The 25,940-nt window shown below is 50.1% G+C and carries 22 protein-coding genes; 9 read left to right on the top strand and 13 right to left on the bottom strand.

The window, feature by feature from the left end; genetic code table 11:
* Nucleotides 1–164 precede the first annotated feature (164 nt).
* From AB4875_RS12820 to AB4875_RS12800, 5 genes are read right to left on the bottom strand one after another with little or no spacing between them, the layout of a single operon-like run.
* On the bottom strand, nt 165–1,412 hold the full coding sequence (locus AB4875_RS12820) for an MFS transporter (RefSeq protein ID WP_368376448.1): 1,248 nt from the start codon (nt 1,410–1,412) through the stop codon (nt 165–167).
* Complete coding sequence (locus tag AB4875_RS12815) at nt 1,402–2,418, bottom strand: alpha/beta fold hydrolase (RefSeq protein WP_368376447.1); 1,017 nt, start codon at nt 2,416–2,418, stop codon at nt 1,402–1,404. Before AB4875_RS12815 ends, AB4875_RS12820 begins: the two co-directional genes overlap by 11 nt.
* On the bottom strand, nt 2,415–3,917 hold the full coding sequence (locus AB4875_RS12810) for a flavin-containing monooxygenase (protein WP_368376446.1): 1,503 nt from the start codon (nt 3,915–3,917) through the stop codon (nt 2,415–2,417). The genes AB4875_RS12815 and AB4875_RS12810 overlap by 4 nt, the downstream gene beginning before the upstream one ends.
* A 10-nt stretch (nt 3,918–3,927) precedes the next feature.
* A complete protein-coding gene (locus AB4875_RS12805) occupies nt 3,928–4,743 on the bottom strand; it encodes an SDR family NAD(P)-dependent oxidoreductase (protein WP_368376445.1) in 816 nt (271 codons plus the stop codon).
* Entirely contained in the window at nt 4,740–5,603 is an 864-nt protein-coding gene (locus AB4875_RS12800) for a metal-dependent hydrolase (RefSeq protein ID WP_368376444.1), read from the bottom strand. The genes AB4875_RS12805 and AB4875_RS12800 overlap by 4 nt, the downstream gene beginning before the upstream one ends.
* A gap of 129 nt (nt 5,604–5,732) precedes the next feature.
* On the opposite strand from AB4875_RS12800, the gene AB4875_RS12795 reads away from it, so the two are divergent.
* From AB4875_RS12795 to ppnP, 4 genes are all read left to right on the top strand, one after another.
* Nucleotides 5,733–6,788: an AraC family transcriptional regulator gene (locus tag AB4875_RS12795; RefSeq protein ID WP_368376443.1), complete on the top strand. Its 1,056-nt coding sequence runs from the start codon at nt 5,733–5,735 to the stop codon at nt 6,786–6,788.
* 616 nt (nt 6,789–7,404) lie between these two features.
* The gene (locus tag AB4875_RS12790) at nt 7,405–8,565 is read left to right on the top strand and encodes an efflux RND transporter periplasmic adaptor subunit (protein WP_368376442.1); all 1,161 of its coding nucleotides are present in this window, start codon (nt 7,405–7,407) and stop codon (nt 8,563–8,565) included.
* 74 nt (nt 8,566–8,639) lie between these two features.
* Nucleotides 8,640–11,744, top strand: a complete 3,105-nt coding sequence (locus AB4875_RS12785; protein ID WP_368376441.1) for an efflux RND transporter permease subunit — start codon at nt 8,640–8,642, stop codon at nt 11,742–11,744.
* Between the two features lie 68 nt (nt 11,745–11,812).
* Nucleotides 11,813–12,094 carry a pyrimidine/purine nucleoside phosphorylase gene (gene ppnP / locus AB4875_RS12780; protein ID WP_368376440.1) on the top strand — a complete coding sequence of 94 codons (282 nt, stop codon included), beginning with the start codon at nt 11,813–11,815 and terminating at the stop codon, nt 12,092–12,094.
* Between the two features lie 111 nt (nt 12,095–12,205).
* On the opposite strand, the gene AB4875_RS12775 is transcribed toward ppnP, so the two are convergent.
* Together AB4875_RS12775 and AB4875_RS12770 are read right to left on the bottom strand one after the other, a co-directional pair.
* The gene (locus AB4875_RS12775) at nt 12,206–13,516 is read right to left on the bottom strand and encodes a flavohemoglobin expression-modulating QEGLA motif protein (protein WP_368376439.1); all 1,311 of its coding nucleotides are present in this window, start codon (nt 13,514–13,516) and stop codon (nt 12,206–12,208) included.
* Nucleotides 13,517–13,526: 10 nt separating this feature from the next.
* The gene (locus tag AB4875_RS12770; protein ID WP_368376438.1) at nt 13,527–14,666 is read right to left on the bottom strand and encodes a GNAT family N-acetyltransferase/peptidase C39 family protein; all 1,140 of its coding nucleotides are present in this window, start codon (nt 14,664–14,666) and stop codon (nt 13,527–13,529) included.
* Nucleotides 14,667–14,878: 212 nt separating this feature from the next.
* Here AB4875_RS12770 and AB4875_RS12765 point away from each other — a divergent pair, with 212 nt between their 5' ends.
* The gene (locus AB4875_RS12765; RefSeq protein WP_368376437.1) at nt 14,879–16,345 is read left to right on the top strand and encodes a RimK family ATP-grasp domain-containing protein; all 1,467 of its coding nucleotides are present in this window, start codon (nt 14,879–14,881) and stop codon (nt 16,343–16,345) included.
* Between the two features lie 9 nt (nt 16,346–16,354).
* Here the strand turns inward: AB4875_RS12765 and AB4875_RS12760 are convergent, their stop codons facing one another.
* Nucleotides 16,355–17,380 (bottom strand): DUF3080 family protein, encoded by a 1,026-nt coding sequence (locus tag AB4875_RS12760; protein WP_368376436.1) that lies wholly within the window; start codon nt 17,378–17,380, stop codon nt 16,355–16,357.
* Nucleotides 17,381–17,457: 77 nt separating this feature from the next.
* Nucleotides 17,458–18,012, bottom strand: coding sequence for a glutathione peroxidase (locus AB4875_RS12755; protein ID WP_368376435.1), 555 nt, complete (start codon nt 18,010–18,012; stop codon nt 17,458–17,460).
* 33 nt (nt 18,013–18,045) lie between these two features.
* On the opposite strand from AB4875_RS12755, the gene AB4875_RS12750 reads away from it, so the two are divergent.
* The 4 genes from AB4875_RS12750 to AB4875_RS12735 all read left to right on the top strand — a co-directional run bounded on the left by AB4875_RS12750 (nt 18,046) and on the right by AB4875_RS12735 (nt 22,055).
* On the top strand, nt 18,046–18,171 hold the full coding sequence (locus AB4875_RS12750) for a hypothetical protein (RefSeq protein WP_368376434.1): 126 nt from the start codon (nt 18,046–18,048) through the stop codon (nt 18,169–18,171).
* A gap of 86 nt (nt 18,172–18,257) precedes the next feature.
* The gene (locus tag AB4875_RS12745; protein WP_368376433.1) at nt 18,258–19,742 is read left to right on the top strand and encodes a 3'-5' exonuclease family protein; all 1,485 of its coding nucleotides are present in this window, start codon (nt 18,258–18,260) and stop codon (nt 19,740–19,742) included.
* Nucleotides 19,743–19,856: 114 nt separating this feature from the next.
* Nucleotides 19,857–21,035, top strand: coding sequence for a pyridoxal-phosphate-dependent aminotransferase family protein (locus AB4875_RS12740; RefSeq protein ID WP_368376432.1), 1,179 nt, complete (start codon nt 19,857–19,859; stop codon nt 21,033–21,035).
* A gap of 177 nt (nt 21,036–21,212) precedes the next feature.
* Nucleotides 21,213–22,055 (top strand): HDOD domain-containing protein, encoded by an 843-nt coding sequence (locus tag AB4875_RS12735; protein WP_368376431.1) that lies wholly within the window; start codon nt 21,213–21,215, stop codon nt 22,053–22,055.
* Between the two features lie 180 nt (nt 22,056–22,235).
* On the opposite strand, the gene AB4875_RS12730 is transcribed toward AB4875_RS12735, so the two are convergent.
* From AB4875_RS12730 to AB4875_RS12715, 4 genes are read right to left on the bottom strand one after another with little or no spacing between them, the layout of a single operon-like run.
* Nucleotides 22,236–22,997, bottom strand: coding sequence for a YciK family oxidoreductase (locus AB4875_RS12730; RefSeq protein ID WP_368376430.1), 762 nt, complete (start codon nt 22,995–22,997; stop codon nt 22,236–22,238).
* A 15-nt stretch (nt 22,998–23,012) separates the two neighbouring features.
* Nucleotides 23,013–23,678: an HAD-IA family hydrolase gene (locus AB4875_RS12725; RefSeq protein WP_368376429.1), complete on the bottom strand. Its 666-nt coding sequence runs from the start codon at nt 23,676–23,678 to the stop codon at nt 23,013–23,015.
* On the bottom strand, nt 23,678–24,409 hold the full coding sequence (gene ubiG, locus AB4875_RS12720; protein ID WP_368376428.1) for a bifunctional 2-polyprenyl-6-hydroxyphenol methylase/3-demethylubiquinol 3-O-methyltransferase UbiG: 732 nt from the start codon (nt 24,407–24,409) through the stop codon (nt 23,678–23,680). The genes AB4875_RS12725 and ubiG overlap by 1 nt, the downstream gene beginning before the upstream one ends.
* A gap of 1 nt (nt 24,410) precedes the next feature.
* Nucleotides 24,411–25,739, bottom strand: coding sequence for a TRZ/ATZ family hydrolase (locus AB4875_RS12715; RefSeq protein ID WP_368376427.1), 1,329 nt, complete (start codon nt 25,737–25,739; stop codon nt 24,411–24,413).
* Nucleotides 25,740–25,940 lie beyond the last annotated feature (201 nt).

The following is a 25,940-nucleotide window of genomic DNA, read 5'->3' as shown; positions in this document are numbered from 1 at the left end:
ATAACGCAATCCGTTAGCCGATACTTCGGCAATGTCGTTATTGAAATTAACCGTGTGTATTTTTATTTTAGACGTCTCCGGAAATTTAAAAGCTCCCGCATACGCACTTAACTAATAATTTGATGCCGACCTTGGGTACTCTCAATCAAGCATATATTTTTTAATCACACCACTGCTTTTATTATTTCAGGCGGGGATACCCTTGATGTTAGTGGTAAAGTAATAAACAGCAACGCCGCAAGTAGCTTCAGCACCAGTAGGGCGATCACCGCATTGGCCAGACCGCCTAGCGGGGCAATTAGCTGCGAGATTATTAATTGGGAAAATATTGTCGAGCAAGCCAAGGCTAATATCACAATAGATTGCATGCTGGCACGCATCTGTGCGGGGTAATATTCATTAACCAATAGCCTTACATTTACCATTAGAGCATTCGCCATTAACAGGCCTAAAATATAGGCGCCACCCATTGCCATTATCAACCACTGAGCATCGCCCTTAATCCAAAAATAACTAAAATTCCCCAGTACGCTTAGTCCACAGCAGACTGCCAGTGCGACGGTATAACCGCCTAGGCGATCGCGCAACCAAACTCCCAGGGCGAATCCCAGTAACGCTGGCCAGCCGCCCAAGATCAAATATCCAGTAACCCACTCATGGGCAATGCCCAAATTTTGCACCGGATGATAAATCAACCAACCATTCACCCCCGATTGGGCTATATCCCAGCACAGCAGTGCGCCAAATAATGACAGGGTGAGTTTTCGGTGGCGGCCAGAAAATAGATCTAACCAGCGGTCATTGCGTGCATAACGATTCTCTTTAAGCTGGCTATATTCATGGCTCTCAGTCAAAAATTTTGTCAGCAACGGATGCCATAGCGCGGCAGTGCAAAAGAACAACCAAACATAGCGCCAACTATTAGCATCAAAAAGATAGGCGGCGACATTAACAGTGATTAAACCTCCGCCATTGCCCATTACAAATATGGCACCGACCCACGCCTGGCCTTTTGCCTTGAGAGCGAGAGGCAAGTGCTCTTCGATTGTGACCATTGTGGTGATATGGATGGTGCCCAGTATTCCGCCCATCACAATTTGCAGTGGAATAAACCACCACAAACTGGGTGCCAGCGCACTGGCCAGCATCAGCGGGTATGAAAGTAATGCACTGACCAGTAGTGCTCGTCTGCGTCCGACACGGTCGCTAAAGCGTGCGCCAAGTAGTGCGAGTAGGCCTCCCAGTGCCAGTGTCGCCAGCATCTTAGCTATTTGGCCATCGGCCAAGTCAAAGGTCTTGGCAAGATAGGGCAGCGCGGCAAAATTAATCGCCATTACCGCGCCGGCGTAGAAGGACAGCCAATAGATAACGAGACTAGGCGCGGCTAGCAGTGGTGAGGTATTACCCCGCACTCATCACCTCTGGCGTAGGCTCTGTGCTGGCCTGCACCAGTCCGGGTGTGTGGAAAAATCCATGCAGTACCGCAGCGGATTTGGCCGGCGCCTCAAGCATGGGAAGATGGCCGCAGTCCTCAATAATATGTGCGCCCAGCGCCGGTGCTAGGTCGATGGCTTTGGCAACTGATGAGTAGTGAAAGACTTGATCGCTGTCTCCCCATAACAGCATTGCCGGTGTGGTCAGACGAGGTAGTAGTAACTCTAATTTATTGATGTTGCTTTCATCTGCTAGCACGGCAGAAAACAGCCGATTATTGGCCTCGAGTCGCGATAATTCTTGGGCCAGCATTAGCTGCCGAATAGGTGCCATCAGCGTTGGTGGGTGCGCCAATACCGCGGCCAGTTTTGGCGCGATATCATCCATTGTTTCGACCACTAGGGGGTTGTAACTGCGATCATCCATTGCTCGCTGCATCATGGCACTTCTTTGCGGCGCATCAATGCCGGCGCTATTCATTAACACCAGCGATTTCACCCTGTTCGGGTGCTCAACGCTATATAGGGCGGCAACTAAACCGCCGAGAGAGTTACCCACCAAATGGGCAGGTGGCAGCGACAGTGTCTCGATAAAGACCGCTATCTGCTGGCTGAGGTTTTCCACACGATAGTCAAAATCTTCGGTTTCGCGACTATCACCGTGACCCGGCATATCTACCGCGATGACTCGGTAACTGTCGAAATGGCTGATTAGCTGCAACCAAATATCCTTATTTGACGTTATTCCATGAAGTAATAATAGTACCGGTTTATCTGCTGGTGCGGCAATGTCACTGTCTAAATAAGCGATGCTTGCACCACTGGGTAGCTGGATCTCACGATGACTCACACCGGTTGCGGCGCGCTGTAATGCAGTCAGGCTAGCAGCTGTTGGCAGCGGCGCGATATAGCACGCTGCCACGATAACGGTGGGGATGGCGCACGCGATAATAACAACAATGCGCAAACGTTTTGCGATGGTCACTGTGCCAAAATCTCGTTTCCCGTGATTTCGCCTGCAGATCTTAGTTGGTAATCACCCATCCGCAGGCGACGCATTTGTCTAGCGTAATTAAAGGTAAACGATGGCCAAATACTGAAGTTCTTCTGACCGTCGGTGAGATACCAGCTCTCACAACCGGCGGCCCACACTGTGCCCGGAAATTTAGCTTGTAGGGTGTCGTGGAAATTCTGCTGGGCCTCCTGGCGCACATCCAAAAAACCATTATCGATGCTGTCCGCTTTCTTCAGGTAATTTATGGCGTAGCCAATTTGCTGTTCGATCATATAAACAAGAGAAGTATGGCCTATGCCAGTATTCGGCCCAGCTAAGACCAGCATATTAGGATAGCCACTGATTGCGGTGCCGTAATAGGAAGTAAAGGCATTACCGCGCCATTCTTCGCCGAGGTCGCGCCCGCCCAAGCCTTTAACGGTCACGCCGGAAAGAGGGTCATCAACCCGAAAGCCGGTGCCAAACAAGATCACATCCGCCTGACTTTTCTTACCATTGGCATCAATAAGGCCGTTTGCATAAATACTCTTAACGCCGCTGTCGACCACAGACACGTTGTCGCGGTTAAGTGCGGGGTAGTAGTCGGTGCTAAGCAGGGTGCGTTTGCAACCTAGGCTAAATTTGGGAGTGACTTTTTTGCGGAGCTCAGGGTCGGGAATAACCGCTGCAATATACTTTTTGATTTCGCGCTCGCCGTAGCGGTGCATCCAAGAATCAGTATTGAGAAGGGCGTTGAGAAATAATTCCGCACGCCAATATATCAAACCACGCCACAGTTTTTGCGCGCCCGGCACCCACTTAAAGACGGCCTTTTCACGAGCGCTAAACGGTCTATCCATTTTTGGCATCACCCAGGGGGCGGTACGCTGAAATAGTGTGACTGACTTGGCTTGTTCGGCGACCTTAGGCAAGAACTGAATCGTACTGGCGCCGCTGCCAACAATGGCCACGTGCTTATCTTTGAAATCTACCGAGTGATCCCATTGCGCCGAGTGAAAGGCCGGGCCTTCAAATTCGCCTAGGCCATCAAAGGGGGGAATAATAGGGTTGCTAAGTGGACCCAGTGCCGATATTAGAAACTGGCTGTTATAACGGCGGCCATCGCTGTCACGCAGCTTCCAGCGTCCGCTGTGCTCGTCAAACTCCGCACTGGCCAAGCTGCGCGAGAATTCAATATGCGAATAAATATCGTATTTCCGCGCGCAGTGGCGCAGGTATTCATGGATCTCGCTACTTGGTGCAAACTTGCGCGACCAGTCGTGCTTGGGCTCAAAAGAAAATGAATACAGCAGGCTCTCTACATCACAGGCACAAGCTGGGTAGCTGTTTTCACGCCAGGCGCCGCCAACATCATCAGCGCGCTCCAGTACGATAAAATCATGCCAGCCAGCCTTCTTCAATCGGATTGCCATACCCAGCCCGGCAAAGCCACTGCCGACGATAATGACCTTAGCTTGTTGTTCTTTCATTCTTAAGTCCTTAGGGAACGAAGCGCAGTACTAAGCGCTGGTATAGCGATGGCAAAAGCCGCTGAACAATATCGAGGAATTGGGCGTCGTTGCCGACAATGATGCGCCGCTTTTTCTGGTCGATACCGCGCACGATAATTTGCGCGGCTTGTTCAGCACTGGTGCGCGCTAATTTGTTATTAAATTGTTTTTTGGCCGCCTCAATATTTGCGCTGCCAGTTTGAGGCTGTCCAAATCGTGCACTATTGACGATATTGGTTTTTATGCCGCCAGGATGCACCGAGCTGACGCCAATATTGTAGGGGCTTTGCGCCATTTCTAAGGCGAGGCTCTCGGTGAAACCGCGCACAGCAAATTTGGCAGCGTTATAAGCGCTTTGATTGGGCATCGCGATGAGGCCAAACAGGCTGGATAGATTAACAATATGGCCCCAACTGGCTTGTTTTAAATGCGGCACAAAGGCTTCGCAGCCATTTACCACGCCCCAGAAATTGATGCCCATCAGCCATTCGAAATCCTCGCGACTCATTTTTTCAAAGCAGCCACTTAAATTGACGCCAGCGTTATTAATCACCACATTAACTTCACCAAACTGGCTTGCCGCCTTGTCTGCCCACTGCTGAACTTGCTGGCGATCACTGACATCAAGTTTTGTGCACAGAACACCTTTTGCGCCGCGACTTAGGCAGTCGCGCTCAACCTCTTCTAAGTTATCAAGATCGGCAAGTGCCAGACTGGCGCCGCGGCTAGCATAAAGCTGCGCTATGGCGCGACCAATTCCGGATGCTGCGCCACTGATAGCCACCACTGGAGCTATAGCACTCACTGCTGAGACCCTGCCAACTCGGGGTAATCGCTTTCCCATTCAGCAATCAGGGTCGACTCGTCGGTGTTATTGGGATGGAAATCCTTTTTAAAGAAGGCAAAGTAGGGTTTAAATACATGGCGGATCACGCCGTGCTTGCCAAAATTAAACGTGAAGGTCCCCCACAGATCCTTCAATGATGGCATTTTCCTCTCCCACCACAACAGTTTCAGCTGCATTCTTAGCAAGCTCAGACAAAATCCAAAGGTGGTAGCAACCATCACTCGACGGAGCATCTTTTTGTCACCAACACACTGCATAAACACATCAAAGGCCACCGACTTGTGCTCGAGTTCTTCAACCCCGTGCCACAGGATCAAATCGCGGAAAATCGCCGGAGCGGGTTGTACCATTTCCTGATTGCTTAGCATCCACTCACCCATAATCGCGGTGATATGCTCCATACATACGGTTGACGCCAAAAGCTGGGCATCGCTAAAACCGCCGGCTTTCAGCATATCGCGGATATTGTTAGAGACCTGTTGCTCCATGGCGGTGATTTTAAGCCCAGTCTTTTCTTCCACGTAGATATTGACGCGTTTGTGGTTGAGCTGATGAAAGCCTTCTTGGCCGATAAAGCCTTTGATATCGCGCTGCAGAGCCGGGTCTGTAACCTGATTCTCAAAGGCCCGTATTGATCGAATGAACTCTTTTTCACCCGGTGGAAACATCGATGACAGGGCGCACATCCATGCGGTCATCAAGGCATTGCCGCCATACCAGTATTTTTCCATTTCGATGTCAAAATCAAACTGCACATTGCGGGGCAGGATCTTCGACATTTCCTGTGTGGCTTGGCTAGGGGTGCTATTTCCGTCCATTAGATTCTCCTCAAAGCGTGTTGACCCAAACTGGCATTGATCTTAGAGTAGTGATAGCGGCGGCGACAGATTCAAAAAGGTCATGTTTTAGTTCGTTTAGCCCGATTTAACTCCAACATAGCGCGTGTAATGACAATAAAAATAGTAGGGCGAGGGGATACTGCCATCGCCGTTGAATATCTAATTGCTCTGCAAGAACTGTCTTTTGAGCGAGGTATAGAGCCACGACAATTCCTCGCTGACAGTGATTTGCCGGTAGATATCTTTATTCGCGACGATATCAAGGTTGGCAACGAGTCTTTGGTACAGGTTGTTAGCAACTGCCCCAGCCTACTTGCAGACCCTATGCTGCCTTACGATTTTGCGCGGCGTTTGACCCTTTCGCGCCACGGTAAGCTGGGCTTTGCCTTAAATGGCTGCGCAACCCTTGGGGAGGCCATCGAGCTACTTACCCAGTTTATTGATATTCGTATCCAGGGTTTAAAGCTTCAATTTGAAATTAACGATGATACCGCTGAAATAACGATTGTGGATTGGGGCGCTGAGCGCCCCGACGGTCAAGTTCTGGCGGAGGACATCGGCGAGCTATTTGTTCTCACTATATTGTGCTGCCTAGCGTTAATGGCTAAGCAATTGATCGGTCAGCTGCAAACCGACCGTGACATTATTATTCACACGACATTCCCGAATCGGGGCGTCGATCCTCGGTCTCAAAAACCAGCACTCGATATTGAGTATCAGGCCGCGCACAACAGAATTACCTGCCCAGCCGCCTTATTGGCAATGCAGCCCACCGCTCATAATCCTGCAATATCTCGGGCCGCACTGGCTAAATGCGAGCAAGAGCTCGTGGCTATGAATGCTCAGGGTATTACGCTTATTGATCAAGTGCGTGATTTACTGCACTGCGAAGCCCGCAATCACTGGCGTAGCATTGAAGAGGTTGCAGATGCCTTGTTTATGTCGGTGAGTAGCCTCAAGCGAAAGCTTGCACAGCTTGACAGTAATTTCCAACATATAAAAAATTCAGAGCGTTTTAATCGAGCCATCCAATTGTTAGATGATGAGCGCATGACGCTGGACAATATTGCCGATACCTTAGGCTATAATAACGCCAGCAATTTCAGCAAGGCCTTCAAGGGTTGGACAGGCTATTCCACTACTCAGTACCTCAACAAAAAATAACCGGGATAATTGGCCTTATTCACGGCCCCATTCTTTTAGCTTCTGTCGATGACTTCAAAAATATAACGCCACTTGCATATCGCTCAGGTTCAGGGCGCGCAGAGTTCATACTGAAATAATCATAAATAACGGCTGAGATGATTATACCGTGCTGCTCTTGAACGAAAATCTTGTCGCCAGCGTAGCAGGGGTATTTCATTGAAGGACTTAGCTATCTACTCCTCTCAAGACTGGTATGATGGTGAACTTCCACAAGGCGCTAGTCGCGTGCTTAGGGTCTTCTTTTATTCCCCCCTTGTTCGCTTCCAGCTGGCAACGGTGCTTCCAGTTTGGTAGCAATTTAGTTAAATCTGCGGTAACAAATTTTGCCTTTTCTTCGGCATGGTATAAGTATGCAGTCCGCAGCCTGTAGTGATGATGTATTAACGTTCGTAGGCCCTTAATATACCTAGCCGATACTCGACCTTTGGTCGTGACAATGCTACTTTTCAGCCAGTTACAGAACGCTCAAATTCGCGTTTTATTCATTCTATAGATTAATGGTGCAGGCATAGACGCAATCTTGAACACAGCGTTAGCTTCACACTTTAATCTTCGAGTTTTATAGGGAGATATCATGAGCAGGCGGATGTTGATAATGCTGTCGCTTAGCGCGGTTTTGTTTGGCGGCGTATTTGGCATGAAGTGGTTTGGCAATCAGAAAATGAATGAGTTTCTGAATGCGATGCCAACGCCAGCCGTGACTGTGGCAAGTACTAAGGCAGAAGCGATGATTTGGGAGAATCGTCTCGAGTCCGTCGGCAGTTTAGTGGCCGTCAACGGTGCTGATTTGACGGCCGAAGTTGATGGCGTTGTTACTGCAATTTATTTCGACTCGGGCGATATCGTAAAACGCGGAGAGCTGCTATTGAGTATGGCGTCCGCTAGTGAGCAAGGCGAGCTAAAGCGACTGGAGGCCCAAGCGGAGTTAACAGAGCTGAACCGTAAACGAAGCCAGCAACTGTTTGATCGCAAAACTATTTCCAAGGCTGAATACGATACTGCGGTTGCTGAAACAAATGTGGCGTTGGCAGCGGTGCAGGCTCAACAAGGGCGTTTGGAGCAGAAATCGGTAAAAGCGCCTTTCGACGGTAAATTAGGTCTTCGCCGTGTCAATGTTGGTCAGTATCTTGGGGTTGGAGTTGCTATTGTAACCTTGCAAAAGCTTGACCCTATTGATGTTGATTTCAGTATGCCGGAGCGGTACCTGTCGATTCTGGAGGCCGGTCTGAAAGTGTCGATAACAGTAGATGCCTATGGTGACGAGGTCTATGACGGGATTGTGCTGGCGGTTGAGCCCAAGGTCGATCCGCAAACGCGCAATGTTGATGTGCGAGCACGATTGGCAAACCCGGATGGTCATTTGAAGCCGGGCTTATTTGCCAGCGTTGTTATTCGCTTGCCAAGCAGTGATGCGGTGGTGGTGATTCCGCATTCGGCGGTTAACTACACGTCCTACGGTGATTCGGTATTTGTAGTTCAGAATAACCCTGATGCACCGCCACCGCCTGAGGGACCGAATCCGGCGATGGGTGCCTACACGGATCTGGAAGTGATTCAGCGCTTCGTTACCTTGGGTGAGACTAGGGGTGACTATATTGCGGTTAAGAAAGGCTTGAACGCCGGTGATGAGCTAGCCAGTACGGGACTGCTTAAGCTGCGAAATAAACAGCCAGTTATTATCGATAATAGCAACGCGCCAATGCCTGAACTAAATCCAAATCCCCCTCAGGGATAGGAATAGTCAATGTGGTGTGCTCACTACACCGCAGCGATCCGGCAATCATTAGCGAGAGTTAGCTGAGAGAAGCGATGAATTTCACTGATATTTTTGTAAAGCGTCCGGTTCTGGCCGTTGTTGTGAGTTTAATTATTTTGTTCTTGGGTTTGCGTGCGGGCATGGATTTGACCGTGCGCGAGTATCCAGAATTGCAAAATGCCCAAATAACTGTCTCGGTAGCCTATCCCGGCGCAGACCCCCAGCTGGTTGAAGGTTTTGTAACCACGCCCTTGGAACGCGAAATTGCCTCTGCCGATGGCATTGATTTTCTAACCTCGCAGTCTGGTCAGGGCAGTTCAACCATCACTGCAAACCTGCGATTAGATAAAGATGCCAATGAAGCACTAAGCGAAATATCGGCAAAAGTAGGTAAGCTTCGCAATCAGTTACCAGAAGGGTCGGAAGATCCGATTATTCAACTCGCGGATAGCAGCGGCACCGCGGCGATGTACATTTCATTTTTCTCAGACATCCTTAATGAGAGTCAGATCACTGACTATCTGGTGCGGGTTGTTGAGCCGGAAATAGCAGCCATTGCCGGTATTGAACAGGTAAAAATCCTTGGTGCTCAAAATTACGCGATGCGGATCTGGCTAAAACCAGAAAAATTGGTGGCATACAATTTAAGCGCTAGTGAGGTATTTGCTGAAATACGTAAGCAGAACGTCCTGTCGGCTGTGGGCGTGACTAATGGTAATTATGTAAAAGTCGGTTTATCGGCAGCAACAGATCTGCGAGACGCCGAGGAATTTCGCCAAATGGTGGTGAGTTCAAACGACGATACATTGGTGCGCCTGCAGGATGTTGCCGACGTTGTTTTAGGTTCAGAAACCTACGATAGCAGCGCTAAATGGGACGGTAAGCCCAGTCTGTTTATTGGTTTAACTGTGCGCCCGAATGCGAATTTACTGGACGTAATGGCCGAGGTGAGAGCTATTCTTCCCGCTATATTTAAAGCGCTGCCAGAAGGGCTTGAGGGGGCAATCGGCTTTGATAGTACGGTCTATGTAAGCAGTGCGATAAGCGATGTAAGAGCAACCTTGGTGGAAGCGGTTGTGATCGTCATTGTAGTGATATTTTTATTCCTTGGTTCAGTGCGCAGCTCATTGATTCCTGCGGTCACGGTTCCGCTATCGTTGATTGGCGCCTTGTTCTTGATGTACAGCATGGGCTTTTCGATAAATCTGCTGACACTGTTGGCGATGGTTTTAGCCATTGGTATGGTGGTTGATGACGCCATTATTGTTTTAGAAAATATCCATCGCCACATCGAAGAAGGGCTGGAGCCTGAAAAAGCGGCGTTGATTGGTGCGCGTGAGTTGGTCGGTCCCGTTATTTCGATGACCATTACCCTTGTTGCGGTTTATGCCCCTATTGGTTTTTTGACCGGGATAACCGGCACCCTGTTTACCGAGTTTGCCTTTACCTTAGCTGGCGCGGTATTGATATCTGGTGTGATTGCATTGACCTTAACGCCAATGATGTGTGCGAAAATTTTAAAGCCCTCGCAAGGGGAGGCCTCGGGTAGTCGGCTAGTGCACTTCCTAGATCAAAGATTTGAGCGCCTGCGGCAGGTATATCGGGAGAATTTGCACGGCGCTTTAAATCAGCGGCATGTGATTGGTGTCTTTGGACTGATTGTTTTTATTTCCTGTTATTTTTTGTTTGTTGCTACTCCCTCGGAATTGGCGCCCGCGGAAGATTTTGGTTTTGCAGGATCTTTGCACGAAACCGATGGCTATTCGTCGCAGGAGTATTTGGAGCAGTATTTTCAGCAGAGCCAAGAGATAACCCTGGCCAATGAGTCTATTGAGCACATTTTCGCATTTACTATTAATCAGGGCGGCGGGACGAATACTGCATTCTTGGGGATGATCGCCAAGGACTGGGATGATCGAGAAAAAAGCATGGGGCAGATTACCAATGAGGTAAATGCCGAATTCCAAAAAATTGCTGGCATTAGAGCGGCTATCTTTGAACCGCCACCATTGCCAACACCCGGTCAGGGCTACCCAGTTGAGTTTGTGCTGAAATCGACAGCAGACCCGCAGACCATTGCCGATGTTGGCAATAGAGTTGTGGCGAGAGCGCTGGCGAGTAACCGGTTTTTCTTTGCGGCGCCAGGCTTGAATATCGATAGGCCCGAGGCGGTCATTGATATTAATCGCGACAAAGCTGCTCTGCTAGATATTGATATGAGTGCATTGAGTTCAGATTTGGCCTCATTGATGGCAGGTGCTGAAGTGAATCGATTTGCGCTCCAGGGCAGGTCTTACAAAGTTATTACCCAGGTTGTTAGAGGTGCCAGATTAAACCCAGATCAATTAGGTGACTTTTACGTGCGCACAGGGAGCGGAGACTTAGTGCCGCTGTCAACTATCGCAACCATTAGTAAACAAGTTAAACCGCGGTTCTTATCGCATGCCCAGCAGTTGCGCTCTAATACCATTGTTGCGGTGCCGCGGCCGGATGTTTCGCAGGGCGAAGCTTTAGCCTTGCTCGAAGATATTGCGCGTGAAGAAATGCCGGCGGGTTTTAAGATTGATTACGCAGGTAGTTCGCGGCAGTTTAAGCAGGAAGGTTCTGCGCTGCTGGCCACCTTTGGCTTTGCATTAATTATTATCTATTTGGTCTTGGCGGCGCAGTTTGAATCCTATCGTGATCCCCTGATCATTTTGGTTACGGTGCCTATGTCTATCTGCGGTGCCTTATTAGCACTGAATATTTTTGCCATGACCAATGGTATGCAGCTCACCAGTTTTTCCGGCATGACCTTGAATATCTACACTCAGGTTGGCTTGGTGACCTTAATTGGGGTTATTTCTAAGCACGGTATATTAATTGTGGATTTTGCAAATATTATGCAGGAGCAGGGCTTGTCTAAACGCGATGCTATTGAAGAAGCCGCCTCGATTCGCCTGCGACCTATTTTGATGACAACCGCTGCATTGGTCGTGGCAATGGTGCCATTATTGATCGCGACAGGCCCTGGCGCTGCCTCACGCTTTTCCCTGGGAATGGTTATCGCATCCGGCATGAGTATAGGTACGCTATTTACTTTGTTTGTGGTGCCGGCGATGTATATGTACCTTGGCCGAGATCATCAAGGGCGACTGCAGCAGCTACAGAATGGCTAAGGTCGCTGGTGTACGATGTAACGGCCGAGTATGATGGCGCGGTTTTTTCGTCCCTTTAGGAAACGTTTATGATTAAGCACAGCAGCTATTTTGATGACAAGGTCCAGTCGCTAGGATTTGCGACAGACACCAAACCCGCCTCTGTTGGGGTGATGTCAGCAGGTGAGTATCGTTTTGGAACAGAGGCGGCAGAGCGCATGGAAGTGATTAGCGGCGCCTTGACTGTGCTCTTGCCGGGTCAAACGGAATGGCAGACGTTTGCAGCGGGCCAAGGATTTGATGTGCCAGCTAACAGTCATTTTGATTTGCAGGTTGCGGTTAATACAGCCTATCTTTGTATTTACGGCTGATAAAAACTGGCCTAGTAAGCGCGCTTCCTCAGTGCGCTTTGGTTTTGGTCAGCTTGCAGCCGGTTCGGCAGACACGTTTACGCGGGCAAATACAAATTTGTGTGTTTAGCCCTAGGCTATGACGATATTTTGCTCGAATAAGTTTTTAAAATGTAGCTGAACCTGTTCTATGTCTAATAGCGACATACCGCTAGAAAATCCAAACCACACATATAGGCCATTTAGATCGCGGAACATCGGCGGTAAATAGCGTGGCGCTTTTATTAAACCAGCCTGCTGATATTGGTGGAGCACGGGAATGTCGTCTAAAGCGACCTTGCCCACGAACAGCATGGGTAAAAGTTCTGGCTTGTCCGCCAGAATAGCACTGCGGATAAAGTTTACGGTTTCAACAAAGCCCTTTACGTAAGAAAGGTCTTTGGTAAAACAACTGCCACCTTCCACCATGCCGCCGCGAAAAACACGTTGAGCAATTTTATAGCTGTCGTGCTGACTTAAGCCTTGGGCTAAAAAGTGTCGGTATACATCCAGAAAATCCGCGCCATTTTCAGCCATGTCGATGGCCACAACACGGTCGCTTATCCGCCTTGCGCGCTCTGGAAAGGAACTGAATGTTAGGGTTTCAATTAATACCGCTAGACCTTCTTGAAGGGCGGTGATTCTGGGCGAGCCTACACTCAGCCAGGTCGCCCAATCTTGGTTGCGGCCGTTTAGGGTGGTGCCAACGTGAACCCATCCCTCGTGGACTTCTAACACTTGCAAGTCGAGACTGGAAAACGAGGAGTGGGTATTAACCTTGATGCAGTCGCCTCCCGCAGAAGCGTCGGAGACGATGCCGTCAGTTTCTCTCACCGTAAAGGCACTCTCGGCAAAATAAGGCTTTAGACGTTGCTGTAATTGTTCTACGGCGGCTTCGGCGCTTATATTTTTCGGGTAGGCCGCCGCCAGATGTTTGGCGGCCGGTAGCGAGAAAATATGGCAGAGGCGCTGCCCCATTTCGATCAGGGTGAGTTTGTCGCCTTGTAAATGATCTCGGGCTGAACCGTAGAGTTCTCTGCTGGCGTTCAAAAATTCAGGCTTGCCACGGTTTTCGACCAATTTAATCACAGTAAGATACTGCTCGATGGTTTCGGCCAGTATATTGCCGAGGGGGTCATTTTTGCCCAGGCGTTGCTCAACTTGCCGTTGTAATTGGGAGAGCTCCGCACTCTTAGCGGCCGGGTCAAAATTGAGAGGATTGCGCAGATAATAGTCGCGATCAACGGCGGGCAACTTTTCTGCCTTATCGCGGAAAAACTGCTGCTCTATGGATTGCGGCCATTTAATAGAATCAAGAATAAGAATGGGTTTTTGAATAGCAATCAGGGACTCGGAAAGTTGTTTGAGAGACTCTTGATATTGAAGATCTAGTTTATTACTCATATGCAGTAATCTACTCTGAATTTTGCGTGTGGATGGCCAGCAGGCAGCGCAGGCGGTTACGTCCGAAGCTTGCCATATTAATGAAGGCATTGATGCTAATGGGTACATGCATAAAGTCAGTTTCACTCTGCCAGCGGCTGTCGTTGGTGTCGGGATCGCTGATATACACAAAGTGTTGGTCGGACTTGCTGACGTACACCCAGTGCGGAGCCCGATTACGGTTGAGGGCCCAAGTGCTGATAAGGACAATAACATGATCGTGACGATCCAGAATCTCACGAAACTGTCCCGGCCCAAGCGGGTTAATCTCTACACTGTCGGGGTAGTCTTGAAGTTGCTCGCTAAAGTCTTGATGCACAACTTCGATAACTTGGCGCTTTTCCTCGCTGCGCACGCTGTCAATAAACGGTGTGCCGCTGCGGTTTATATATAAGCGCGCTGCAAAGCCACGCTTTAGGGCGGCGAGAGTGAGTCCTTGGGGTGAGCAGCCACCATGCCCCGTGGTCATAAATATTGTTGTGGCTTCCCGCCATATTTGCAGTTCTTCGCGACGGCTAATTGGATAATTTGCGTCTATATTGCGCATCGCCATCATCAGTGCTGCCGGCCCGCAAGTGAATTCGGTGGTTTGCCGATAGTAGACCGGCGGTTCAGTAATCAGCGAGCCTCTTTCTGCCTGCAGTCGTTTTTCAAAACGCAGGGCGGTGCAGCCATCTTCGTAATAATCTTCAATACGATCGAAGGACAAATAGCCTAATTTTTCGTAAAGCGCGATAGCAGCTGGATTGTCTACGCGCACTTCTAGTCGCATAAACAAGCAGTCGCGTTGACGAGCTTGTGCTTCTGCGTGGGCAATGAGTTCTTGAGCGAGTCCTTTACCGCGAAAGTCGGGATCTAAAGCTACTGAATATAATCTGGCCAGGCTGGTCCCAGTTCGAAACAGCACAATGCTATAGCCACATGGAATATTGTCATTCAGTATGATGGAGCTTGAGTGGGCGCCGGGTTTGATTAAGCTATTAAAGCTTCTGCGCGAGAGTTTGTCGCCGCTAAAACAGCGCTGCTCTATGGCATCTAGGGCATCTAGATCGTTCTTGACGGCGGCGCGAATGAGGTTCATCAGACGGCGACGCAGTGCTGGGCAATACATTTGCCGCCGGCGTCGATAAGAATTGTGAATAGCCTTGCCATAGCGTCGTTGACAGCGTTTGATGATGCTAAATACATGGTTTAAATATCCCCCGCTAAAGCATGGATCATACTGCGCAATATTTACTGGGCACAATCATCATCGGCATATTGTTAATGGTATAAATTGGCCGCAGAATGCCGGTCATTGTTTGCCCCCTTAGGATTTGGCTGATGTCGCGTTTTTTTGTTGTGGTTGATGATCTAAAAGATTGGTCACCTTACTACCCTTCGCAGGATGTAATCACCTTTGACGACTATCTTGAGCGGGTAACGCAAAGCACTGGCGAACGGGTACGGGTGATTAATCTCTGCCGAAGCTATCGATATTTAGGCACCGGTTACTATTGCTCGCTATTGGCAGAGGCTCGCAGTCACAATGTGTTGCCATCAGTGAATACCCTTAGCGAGCTGGATCGTAAGTCGCTTTCAGATATTCTACTGGAGGGCGTTGAGCCATTATTGGCCAAATTAGCTGCGGCTAAGTCTGGCGAAAGCGTTAGTGTCAGAAGTTGGTTTGGCGAGTGTTTGGCGCCGGAATACGCGGCCATTGCAAAGGCGGTGTTCGAGCGCTTCCCGTCGCCACTCATTGAAATCACTCTAGAATATAAACACCGCTGGCAGATTAAAAAGCTGCAAATGATCGCGCTCAAATCCCTGAAACTCGGTGGCGAGCAAGAGGCGTTTGCGTCAACGTTTGAGCGTTTCAGCAGTAAGATGTGGCGCAAGCCCAAGGCGAGAAAAAGTTTTCGCTATGATTTGGCCATACTGGTTGATCCTGACGAGAAATTGCCACCGAGTGATAAAGGCGCACTGCGTAAATTTACCAAGGCGGCTGCAAGCTTAGGTATCTCTGCGGAGCTGATTACTAAGAAGGACTATCTGCGACTGCCAGAATATGACGGTCTATTTATTCGTGAGACCACCTCGGTGGATCACCACACCTATCGGTTTGCAAAAAAAGCGGCAGCGGAAGGCTTGGTGGTGATGGATGATCCGACGTCTATTTTGCGCTGTACCAATAAAATTTATCTCGCCGATTTGCTGAGTAGTCACAAAGTAGCAACGCCTCGAACGGAGTTTCTGCGCCGCGACAATCCTGAGGAGCTGCGGCGTATCGCCGACACCTTTGGTTACCCAATTGTACTCAAGGTGCCGGACGGATCATTTTCTCGCGGTGTGGTGAAAGTGGAAGACTGGGAAAGCTTAGTGACGGAAAGTCGGCGCTTGCTGGATAAATCGGCACTGTTGCTTGCCCAGGAGTTTATGTATACCGATTACGATTGGCGAATTGGCGTACTAGACGGTAAACCACTGTTTGCCTGTCGTTACTATATGGTGCGTAATCATTGGCAAATCTATAAGCACGGTAGCAGTAAAAGCCAGTCTGGCGGCTTTGACACCATGCCAACGTACGAGGTGCCAAAGAAGGTCTTAGATGTTGCAGTTAAGGCCTGTAAATTGATAGGTGATGGCTTTTACGGGGTAGACGTCAAACAGTCCGATAATCGTGTGGTGATTATCGAGGTAAACGACAACCCCAGTATTGATTCTGGAGTGGAAGACCTGTTTCTTGGCGATGGACTTTACGAATCGGTTATGGAGGTTTTTTTACGCCGTATGGAAAAACGTCGACGTTGAATATTCTAGCTAGGGACTGTTGCCACCGGGGGATAGTCCGCATTGGCTTAAGAGCTCGCCGGCAAGTTTAACGTGTCGCTGATGTGCTTTGGTGGCGTTTGCAAGCAGTGCAGTGCGCTGGCTAAGCCAGTTGAGGTAAGCCTGCGGTACCTCAGCGTCCTGGGCGGCCATTGCTGAGAATAACTCGTTTTCAATAGTGTCAATATTCTTCAGTAGGCCATATTTATGCTGATTTATCAGACTGGCCTGTTGCTGGATAACCCCAATAAAACGACTGCCGAGCACATTGCGAAATTGTTGCGCCGAGCTTGTTGGCGATGGCTTTAGGCAAAGTGCGCGCCCTGATATCCGCTGGTCAATGAGCTTGGCAGCGGCGCGCAATTCACGGGTATTCAGTTCTTCTGCTTTGAGTAGCGATCCGCCGCCGCCCATGCGTATATGGCCCAAGGTCGTTAGCACATCGTTGGCGTCGTGCTCCCAGTTCCCGGCGAGCCATCGCTGCTGCCAACGCTGCCAGCGCGCGAGAGCCGCAATGCTGGGGTCTTCTCCGCTACTAGGGTAGTCACGTAAGTCTGGAGGCATTTTCCAAAATTCACGAAACTCGTCTCCTGCGATACCGGCAGCAAAGATGCGCTTGGGTAGCTCCTGTTGTTTTAGTCGCGCGGCGTCGCTGAGTTGTGAGGCTAGGCTGTCATTACCATCATCTTTAAGTAATTGAATACATTCTCGAGCTTCATTTAAAAAGCGCAAATCAAAAAGTAACTTGGCGCTCTCGTCACCGTGTCTGCCGAGTATGCTATTGCGTTGGGCAATGGTTTCTCGCAAGGCGCAGCGGCGCATACGCAAGAAATCTAAGATATCGATATTGCTTGGCGCGAATGTCATTGCGATGTCGCGGGTGCGCGGAAAATGCAATACCTCACCACTGGGGTCGCGACTGATGTCTCGGTCGAGAACGCGACTCAGCCGGGACAGATAATCTTGCCAACTTGCCTCTAGCCCACTGGTATCTGAACAGCCTTGTAGTATGAGCAAGCAAGCGGCAGCAGCTAGATAGCGTTTAATGACCCGCCTCTTATGAGTATGCCCAAGGATAGGCCGACTTATGTGCATTAAAGCCGCGTTGTTATCGCGTTACGCAATGAACTCGCACCTGGCGTTGTCATTGAGTTGAAGCTTTCTGAGTGACCTGTAGCGGGGTCAAATACATATTTATAAAAATTCCACTTGGGGGCAGTGCCGCTGGTATCCGCGACTAATTTAAGCAGTGGATCAGGTGTGTCGCAGCGAATACAGGATTTATGAAAGACAGGAAAACTGACCCCGTAATTGGCGTGGCAGACTTTAGAGGTTTTTTTGGCGTCATCGTATTCTTGGCCACCAAAGTCTGCAGTGGGTACACCGAGTACCAATAGGCCTTGATCTTTAAATTCCTGATACAGCGCTTCTAAGCCTTCAAACTGTGGTGTGAATCCGCACATACTGGCCGTGTTTACGACGAGTACTAGCTTTGCACTTTTTACGGTGTCACATAAGTTTAGATCGCCCGCTTCTAGGGTGGGGCGAATTTGCTTTAAGTTCTCTGGACACTGCCAGTTGCTGTCTGTGGCATGTGCCATCGATGTCAGTGCAATACAGAAAAATAGGAAAGTCGAAATTAGTCGCATGGTTAAAACTCCGTATTTTGATTTCAACTTCAAATGGCAGCGGAATACTCGGCAGCCTCTATCTTCAGTGCAGCCAAGAGTGATGTTAGCGGTGTGAACGCCGCGTTTGCCGGCACCGAATACTTCAATGCTGGTGAGTGTGCTAACGATTACTCATAATAGCCCTTTATTACGCTGCTTGAGGGGAATTAGATGCTTGGCTTGCTGAGTTGTAGAGGGCATGGTCATCAACGCCGGAGTTTTGAATGCTAAGCGGTGTACTTTTTGCCTTGGTGGATCTTGAAACAACAGGTGGACAGCCCGCGCATGATGAAATTATGGAGGTGGCCGTACGCCTAGTTGGTGATAATGTCGATGCCAGCTGGCAGTCCTTGCTTGATCCTCGTTGCGCTGTGCCCAGTTTTATTCAGGGTCTGACAGGCATTTCTCCTTCAATACTAAAAGGTAAGCCGACGTTTAATGCTGTGCAAGCCGAGCTTTGGACTTATCTAGATAATGCAGTTTTAGTCGCTCATAACGCCCGTTTTGATTCGGGATTTTTGCGGATAAATTATTCGCGAGTTGGCCGCGAGTATCAACCACGGGTGTTGTGTACTTTAAAGCTGGCCCGGGTTTTGTATCCAGACTGGCCGAAGCACGGCTTAGAGGCTATTTGTCATCGCATTGGTTTTTACTCGGAGGTGCATCACCGCGCGATGGCCGATGTAGATGCCATGAAGGCGTTTCTTGATTACGCGCGAGCGGACAGGGGCGAGGCGGTTTTTAATTTTGAGGTCGGCTTGCAACTTGGTTTGCCGGTACTGCCACCATCTATTTCTCAAAAGGATATTGACGCTATTCCATGTCAGCCGGGTATTTATCGCTTACTCGGTCAGGCTGGGGAGTTGCTGTATTTAGGGAGTGCAGAGTCGCTACAAGATCAGGTACTCAGTCATTTCAGCAATAGTACTCGGGATAGTAAAGCGACTAAGCTGGCGCGCCGGGTGTGCGGCGTTCAATGGCAGATGCTGTCGGGAGCGCTGTCTGCCGGGCTTTATTTAAGTCGCGCCTTGCGCGCTGAGCAGCCCGAAATGCAGCGCCGTACCAAGGCCACAGGTAAACCTTGCTGCGTGCGCTTTATAGAAGGGGATAGTGGTGGCATGCAGCTGCGTTTGCGTTCCGGCCTACCTGCCAATATTACTAAGACCCAAGAGTCGCTTGCGGTCTTTCGTGACCGCAAGCACGCTAAAACCCGTATTGCCGCGCTGGCCGCAGAATCTGATGTGTGTCTTGTGCAGCTGGGTGTGCTGGGGGATGGCGCTAGCTGTGAGTGCAGCGCCTGTAATATAAGCGGTGGTATGACGGTGTCAATGCAAGAACGGGCGGGTGTCGAGCTAGCAGACTTTAATGTGCGAGCCAAGGCGGCGTTTGCAGCCTACCTTTATGTAGCTTGGCCGTTTGACGAACCGGTATTGATTTATGAACAAAATGAATCTGGCTTCGGTGAATGGCATCTAATTTATGATTGGCGGCATTACGGCAGCTTTAGCTGGGATGCTAATCTTCAACGCTTATCGGAACGAGCCAAAAGTGAAGCCGATGTGCCAGTGCCAATAGACTTGCAAGAGGCCCGGCTCCGGTGTGAGCAAGTTAACGATTTTCAGTATGAGCATTACCGCCTACTGCGTGGATTTATAGATAACTTGGAATGTCTGCCGCTATCTGAATTTGCCGCCAGTAAAGCGCAGTGAATGGGGTTTCTAACACTGCGCAGTATTCAGGTATAATCGCCCACAACTTTATTGGCCCTGTTTAATATTGCCGCGTTTATTTGGGCCTCTGCGGCAGATCTGTGAGATTTTATTATGGCAATTTCTTCTTTCCATCCCCCAGTTCGTACCTTGATGGGCCCGGGTCCTTCCGATGTGCACCCTCGTATCCTTGATGCTCTTGGGCGGCCAACGCTGGGTCATCTCGACCCTTTGTTTATTGGGATGATGGATGAGACAAAAACGCTGCTTAAATACGCGTTTCAAACCAGCAACGAACTGACCCTGCCGATTTCGGCGCCGGGTTCTGCCGGTATGGAAGCCTGTTTTGTAAACCTTGTTGAGCCCGGTGATAAAGTGCTGGTGTGCGTCAACGGGGTGTTTGGCACTAGAATGATTGAAAATGTTACGCGCTGTGGTGCCACGGCAATACGTCTTGATTTCCCTTGGGGAACGGCAGTTGATCCAGTAGCGGTTGAAGCGGCGCTTAAAGAGCATGACGACATTAAGGTTTTAGCGTTTGTTCACGCCGAAACCTCTACCGGTGCGCTTAGTGATGCGCAAGCGCTTTGTGGTTTGGCTAAAAAATATCAGGTCTTGAGTATCGTTGACGCAGTCACGTCGATGGGTGGTGTGCCATTACTGGTTGATGAATGGCAGGCGGACGCGGTGTATTCGGGTAGTCAGAAGTGTTTGTCTTGCACTCCAGGTTTGTCGCCGGTCACCTTTAGTGATGCTGCGGTGGCGGTAATAAAAGCGCGTAAACATCCAGTGCAAAGCTGGTTTTTAGATATGAATCTTATCTTGGGCTACTGGGGCGAAGGCGGTAAGCGCGCTTATCATCACACGGCGCCAGTGAACGCACTTTACGGTTTGCATGAATCATTGGTGATGCTGCAGGAAGAGGGCTTAGAAAATGCTTGGCAGCGCCACGCGGCGATGCACACTGCATTGGCAGCGGGTTTAGAGTCTTTGGGAATTCAATTTGTCGTGCCGGCGGGGCAGCGTCTTCCTCAGCTTAATACTATTTATATCCCTGAGGGCATTGATGACGCAAAAACACGTCAATATCTGCTTGCCAATTATGATTTGGAAATTGGCGCTGGCCTAGGTGTTCTGGCTGGCAAAGTGTGGCGAATTGGCTTGATGGGATATAGCGCAAGAATGGAAAATATCATTTTGCTGTTAAATGCCCTGGCTGCGGCAATGAGCGAGCAGGGATATAGCAGCGATGCTGCAAGCGCGATTGCAGCTGCTGAAGCGGCGGTGGACTAGTTTTGACCTAGGGCTTTGCCCTTATTAAGCCGCTTGTCAAAAGCGCTGTCGATAAGTGCCGAGGTGGTATTGATCCGCCTCGGCATTTTTGCGTTTAGCACATAAGTATTTTTAGCACTGATGACTCGGTGTTTCTTCTGCTAATCTCTGACTACGTCCTTTAGTGAGCGAATAAATGTGTCATTAAGTAATCCCTTGATCGAACAGGTGAGGCTTGATTTGTTGGCGGCGATTGAGAGCGACTCGATTGTTCTGCCGACCTTGCCTGAAGTCGCATTAGAAATTCGGGAAGCGGCTAGCGACCCCGATGTTAATGTCGGAATGCTGGCAACCATAATCGAAAATGATAGTTCTATCGCAACTCGAATTTTACGTATTTCCAATAGCTCATTATTGAGGGGCTTTCAGCCTATTCACGACGTGAAGTCGGCGATCGGTCGAATCGGTCTTGGCTATACAAGTACCTTGGTCACGACCTTGGCGATGCAGCAGATATTTTTGTCGACTAAAGAAGCGCTTAATCAGCGAATGCGTGCCATTTGGATGCATAGCACAGATGTGGCAGCGATTTGTAATACCCTTGCTAAGTCGCAGAGCAACCTTAAACCAGAAATGGCGACCCTAGCAGGTATTATTCATCAGGTAGGCACCTTGCCGGTACTGAATTACGCCGTTGGTCGGGGCTTTTTGCGCGATCATCCCGATTTACTTGATCAAATCTTAATTAGCCTGAGTCCCGAGGTCGGGAGTCGTATTCTTGAGGCTTGGGGGTTTGCCGAAGAGTTGGTTATTGTACCCATGCAGCATATGGATTTTGACCGTGAAGCACCTAAGGGCGATTATGTTGATTTGGTGACTGTGGCTAATTTACATAGCTATTTGGGTACCGAGCATCCGCTGGCAAGCGTGGATTGGTCGACTGTTAGTGCATTTGAACGCCTAGGCTTGCCAGTGACGCCTGACGAGAGCGAAGGCTACCGCCAGCAAATTGAAGCCATGCAGGGTGCACTGCGGGATTAAGCCTTTCTAAGTGTTGATGCCATTAAAGAGTGCCCCCAATTCGCGGTAGACGCGCGCAGTGCTGGTGGATCTATATTTCCTTTCCCGGCTCCCCGCTATTATTTTCAGCTAACTCTATTCGCTGATGTTCGCAGTGCTAAAACGGAAGGGCGCCCACATTAAGGCGCCTAAGACCTGATATTACTTAACTTGCGCGTCAAACTGCTGGCCGTTTACCGCGAGACTGTCTTCGCTCATTAAATAAAGGTACAGCGGCATAATAGCGTCGGGAAGCGGATTGTCTTGCGGGTTCTCACCGGGGTAGGCGGTGCGTCGCATCACGGTTTGGGTGGCGCCGGGGTTGATGCTGTTGACCCGGGTGTTGTTTAGGTCGAATTCTTCGTCGGCCAAGACTTGCATCATTCCTTCTGTGCCAAATTTTGACACCGCATAAGCTCCCCAGAAAGCGCGACCTTTGCGACCAACGCCGGAGGAGGTCAGAATGATGGATGCGTTTGCTGCCGCTGCAAGCATTGGTAGCAATGCTTGGGTCATCATAAAGGGGGCGGTTAAATTGACGTGTAAGACATCATCCCAGCTATCTACGGTGGTTTGCGCCAAGGTCCGGCGCTCTCCCAGTATGCTGGCGTTGTGCAGTAATCCGTCAAGGTGACCGAACTCGCGTTCAATAGTGTTTGCCAGGTCTTGGTAATCTTTCATTGCCGCGCCGCGCAGGTGCATAGGGTATATCGCGGCCTGGGGGTGGCCAGCGGCTTCAATTTCATCATAAACCGCTTCGAGTTTATCGATGGTGCGGCCCAATAGAATGACGGTAGCGCCATGCTGAGCGTAGCTCAGTGCGGCGGCGCGCCCTATGCCGTCGCCGGCACCGGTTACTAGAATAATCTTGCCCTGCAGGCATTGTGGGCCCGCGATAAAGTCTTGGGGTAGCGTTAAAGGCACGTAGAATCCTCGGGTTTATGACTGTTGTAATTGGCTGATCAGTGGAATGAGGTCGGCTGGGGTGTCGACTATATAAGTGGCGCCCCAATTGTCGGCGCTATCGTCATGGGAAATGTAGCCGTAGCGGCAGGCAACAGTGCGCATACTCGCGTTGTGGCCGGCGTCGATGTCGCGCTTGTGATCACCCACGTAGAGGGTGTTCGCTGGCAGGCAGTCGAGCTCTTTGCAGGCCAAATAAATAGGTTCTGGATGGGGTTTGCGATGTTTTACATGATCTGGGCAAATAGCCGTTCCGCAGCGCGTCGATAATTGCATGGCAGCCAGCAAGGGTTCGGTATAGCGCGAGGGTTTATTGGTGACGATCCCCCACTTCAAATTTAGTGACTCAATATGGGTCAGTACCTCTGCCATACCGGGAAATAGAGTGGTGCTTATCGATAGCCGGGCGAGATAGCGATCGAGAAATTCACTCAGTAACAGGGCAAAATCATCGCTTTCTTGGGCTTGATCAAAGCCTAGGCCAAGCACCGCGCGGGCGCCGTCGGAAACGCTTTGACGCACGGCGTCGTAGCTTTGCTGCGGACGCTTGTGTTCGTCGAGCATGCCGTTTAACACGGCGGTGAAGTCTGCGGCGGTATCTAGCAGGGTGCCGTCTAGGTCAAATAATACTGCGTGTAGCATCAGAGCGGCTTCTTCACGTGAATCATATAATTTACGTCAACGTCGTTGTCGTTTAAGCGATATTGGCGGAGTAATGGGTTGTAGGTCAGACCGGTCATATGTTGCATCTGTAGGCCGGCATCACGAATCCAAGTGCCTAATTCAGCGGGCCGAATAAAGCGGCTAAAGTCATGCGTGCCTTTTGGAAGCATTTTGAGTAAATATTCGGCGCCGACTATCGCAAAAACAAAGGCTTTGGGGTTGCGGTTAATGGTCGAGAAATAAAGGTCGCCACCTGGCTTACACAATGCCGCGCAGGCGCGAATGACAGAGGAGGGGTCCGGGACGTGTTCCAGCATTTCCAAGCAGGTTACGATGTCATAGGTCCCGGCTTCCTCTTCTGCAAGTTCTTCGGCGGTAGTTTGAACGTACTCAACTTTCGCGCCGGACTCTAGCTGATGCAGGCGGGCGACGCTGAGCGGGGCTTCGCCCATGTCGATGCCTTTGACACTGGCGCCGCGCTGAAACATAGCTTCCGACAAAATGCCGCCGCCGCAGCCAATATCTGCCACACTGCGTTCCGCCAGCGGTGAGCGTCCGTCTATATAATTTACACGCAGTGGGTTGATGTCGTGCAGGGGTTTGAAGTCACTATTGCGATCCCACCAGCGATGGGCCAACTCTTCAAATTTGGCGATTTCTGCCGGATCAACATTATTTCTATTGGGCTTCTGCGATTCTGCTTGCTGCATTTTATTCTCCGCTAATTCTTGAACGCCAGATTTCTGCGCGAGCAATAATGTCTCGGCGGTCTAGCGTGGTCAGTTCGCCATTATCCAGCACCTTGCGGCCCATTATCCAGCTATAGCGAACTTGACGGCTGATATTGGTGTAGACCAGTTGTGATACCGGGTTGTAAACCGGTTGTTGTTCTACGTCTGACAAGTCGACGGCGATCAGATCGGCCTGCTTGCCAACTTCCAAACTGCCCACTAGATGGTCAATGCCTAGGGCTTTTGCGCCATTTAATGTAGCCATAGTGAGTGCGTAGTGGTCGGGTAGTGCGCAGGCATCGCCAGCAACGATCTTGCCCAAGAGCGCCGCGCTGCGCATTTCACTGAATAGGTCGAGATCGTTATTGCTGGCGGCGCCATCGCTGCCAATCGCGATGTTAATACCGGCCTTGCGCATTTTTTCAACAGGCGAAAAGCCGCTGGCTAACTTCATATTAGATTCTGGGCAATGCACCGCATGGCAGCCGTAACTAGCAAGGGTCTTTATATCTTCATCATTTAGTGCTGCAAGATGCACACATTGTGTTTTAGGCCCCAATAAACCGAGTTCAGCCAAACGCTGTATTGGCCGCTTGCCCGTCTGGGCGACGGCATCGTCGATTTCTTGTTGGGTTTCGTGCAGATGAATCTGAATGGCGGCATCGGCTTCGGCGGCGAGGGTGGCCACGCGCTGCATGGTGTCATCGCCGACGGTATAGGGGGCGTGAGGCCCAAAAGCGACGGTGATTAACTTGCTGTGCTTAAGCTCATCTCGCAGGGCAAGACCTTTGCGCAAATAGTCGTCAGGGCCGCTGCCCCAAGCGCAGGGGAAGTCGAATATAGGAAAGCTGAGTTGGGCGCGAATGCCGGCTTTACGGATGACCGTGGCGGCGGCCTCAGGAAAAAAGTACATATCGCTAAATGTGGTAGTGCCACTGCGGAGCATTTCGGCAATGGCGAGTTCGCAGCCGTCGCGGACAAAGGCGGCGTCTACCCAGCGGCCTTCCGCCGGCCAGATATGGTCATTCAGCCAAGTATATAACGCTTTGTCATCGGCCATACCGCGAAACAAACTCATTGCAGCGTGACCGTGGGCGTTAATAAGTCCCGGCATAAGCACATGGTTGTTTAGTCGCAGAATCTCCTTGGCCTCTAAATGCTCAGCCTCAGCTGCCGGTAATAGGGCGCAAATTTCGCCGTTGCGAATGGCTAGGGCATGCTCTGTAAGCGGCGTGCAGTTGGGCGCGACAGGAATAATCCAACGAGCAAATATTAGGGTGTCGACGGGGTGTTGGCTTTGGGCAGGCATGGGGCTGTCCGTATCTGTTTACGCAAAGCCGGAAGTATACCTGTTAACGAGGCCCCTGTGGGTTGATTTCTTGCCTTAGCACATTGATTTGCGGCGATTTTGAGCTGTCTACAGGCTTTGGATTTATGCTATGATCGCCCCTTTATTTTCCGCCTAGACTAGCTGCGCCGTCAGCGGAGACGGTAGTAGTGGTCAGTTAAA

The organism is Zhongshania sp. R06B22 (assembly GCF_040892595.1).
In the GTDB taxonomy this organism is placed as follows: Bacteria; Pseudomonadota; Gammaproteobacteria; order Pseudomonadales; family Spongiibacteraceae; genus Spongiibacter; species Spongiibacter arctica.
The sequence above is the reverse complement of the archived record's forward strand: the minus strand, read 5'-3'. Positions and strand labels throughout refer to the sequence as shown.

Excerpts from the sequence above, each read along its gene's own strand:
- AB4875_RS12810 (WP_368376446.1), bottom strand. The coding sequence starts at position 3,917 with ATGAAAGAACAACAAGCTAAGGTCATTATCGTCGGCAGTGGCTTTGCC.
- AB4875_RS12800 (WP_368376444.1), bottom strand. The coding sequence starts at position 5,603 with ATGGACGGAAATAGCACCCCTAGCCAAGCCACACAGGAAATGTCGAAG.
- AB4875_RS12795 (WP_368376443.1), top strand. The coding sequence starts at position 5,733 with ATGACAATAAAAATAGTAGGGCGAGGGGATACTGCCATCGCCGTTGAA.
- AB4875_RS12790 (WP_368376442.1), top strand. The coding sequence starts at position 7,405 with ATGAGCAGGCGGATGTTGATAATGCTGTCGCTTAGCGCGGTTTTGTTT.
- AB4875_RS12785 (WP_368376441.1), top strand. The coding sequence starts at position 8,640 with ATGAATTTCACTGATATTTTTGTAAAGCGTCCGGTTCTGGCCGTTGTT.
- ppnP (WP_368376440.1), top strand. The coding sequence starts at position 11,813 with ATGATTAAGCACAGCAGCTATTTTGATGACAAGGTCCAGTCGCTAGGA.
- AB4875_RS12775 (WP_368376439.1), bottom strand. The coding sequence starts at position 13,516 with ATGAGTAATAAACTAGATCTTCAATATCAAGAGTCTCTCAAACAACTT.
- AB4875_RS12770 (WP_368376438.1), bottom strand. The coding sequence starts at position 14,666 with ATGTATTGCCCAGCACTGCGTCGCCGTCTGATGAACCTCATTCGCGCC.
- AB4875_RS12765 (WP_368376437.1), top strand. The coding sequence starts at position 14,879 with ATGTCGCGTTTTTTTGTTGTGGTTGATGATCTAAAAGATTGGTCACCT.
- AB4875_RS12755 (WP_368376435.1), bottom strand. The coding sequence starts at position 18,012 with ATGCGACTAATTTCGACTTTCCTATTTTTCTGTATTGCACTGACATCG.
- AB4875_RS12750 (WP_368376434.1), top strand. The coding sequence starts at position 18,046 with ATGGCAGCGGAATACTCGGCAGCCTCTATCTTCAGTGCAGCCAAGAGT.
- AB4875_RS12745 (WP_368376433.1), top strand. The coding sequence starts at position 18,258 with ATGCTAAGCGGTGTACTTTTTGCCTTGGTGGATCTTGAAACAACAGGT.
- AB4875_RS12740 (WP_368376432.1), top strand. The coding sequence starts at position 19,857 with ATGGCAATTTCTTCTTTCCATCCCCCAGTTCGTACCTTGATGGGCCCG.
- AB4875_RS12725 (WP_368376429.1), bottom strand. The coding sequence starts at position 23,678 with ATGCTACACGCAGTATTATTTGACCTAGACGGCACCCTGCTAGATACC.
- ubiG (WP_368376428.1), bottom strand. The coding sequence starts at position 24,409 with ATGCAGCAAGCAGAATCGCAGAAGCCCAATAGAAATAATGTTGATCCG.
- AB4875_RS12715 (WP_368376427.1), bottom strand. The coding sequence starts at position 25,739 with ATGCCTGCCCAAAGCCAACACCCCGTCGACACCCTAATATTTGCTCGT.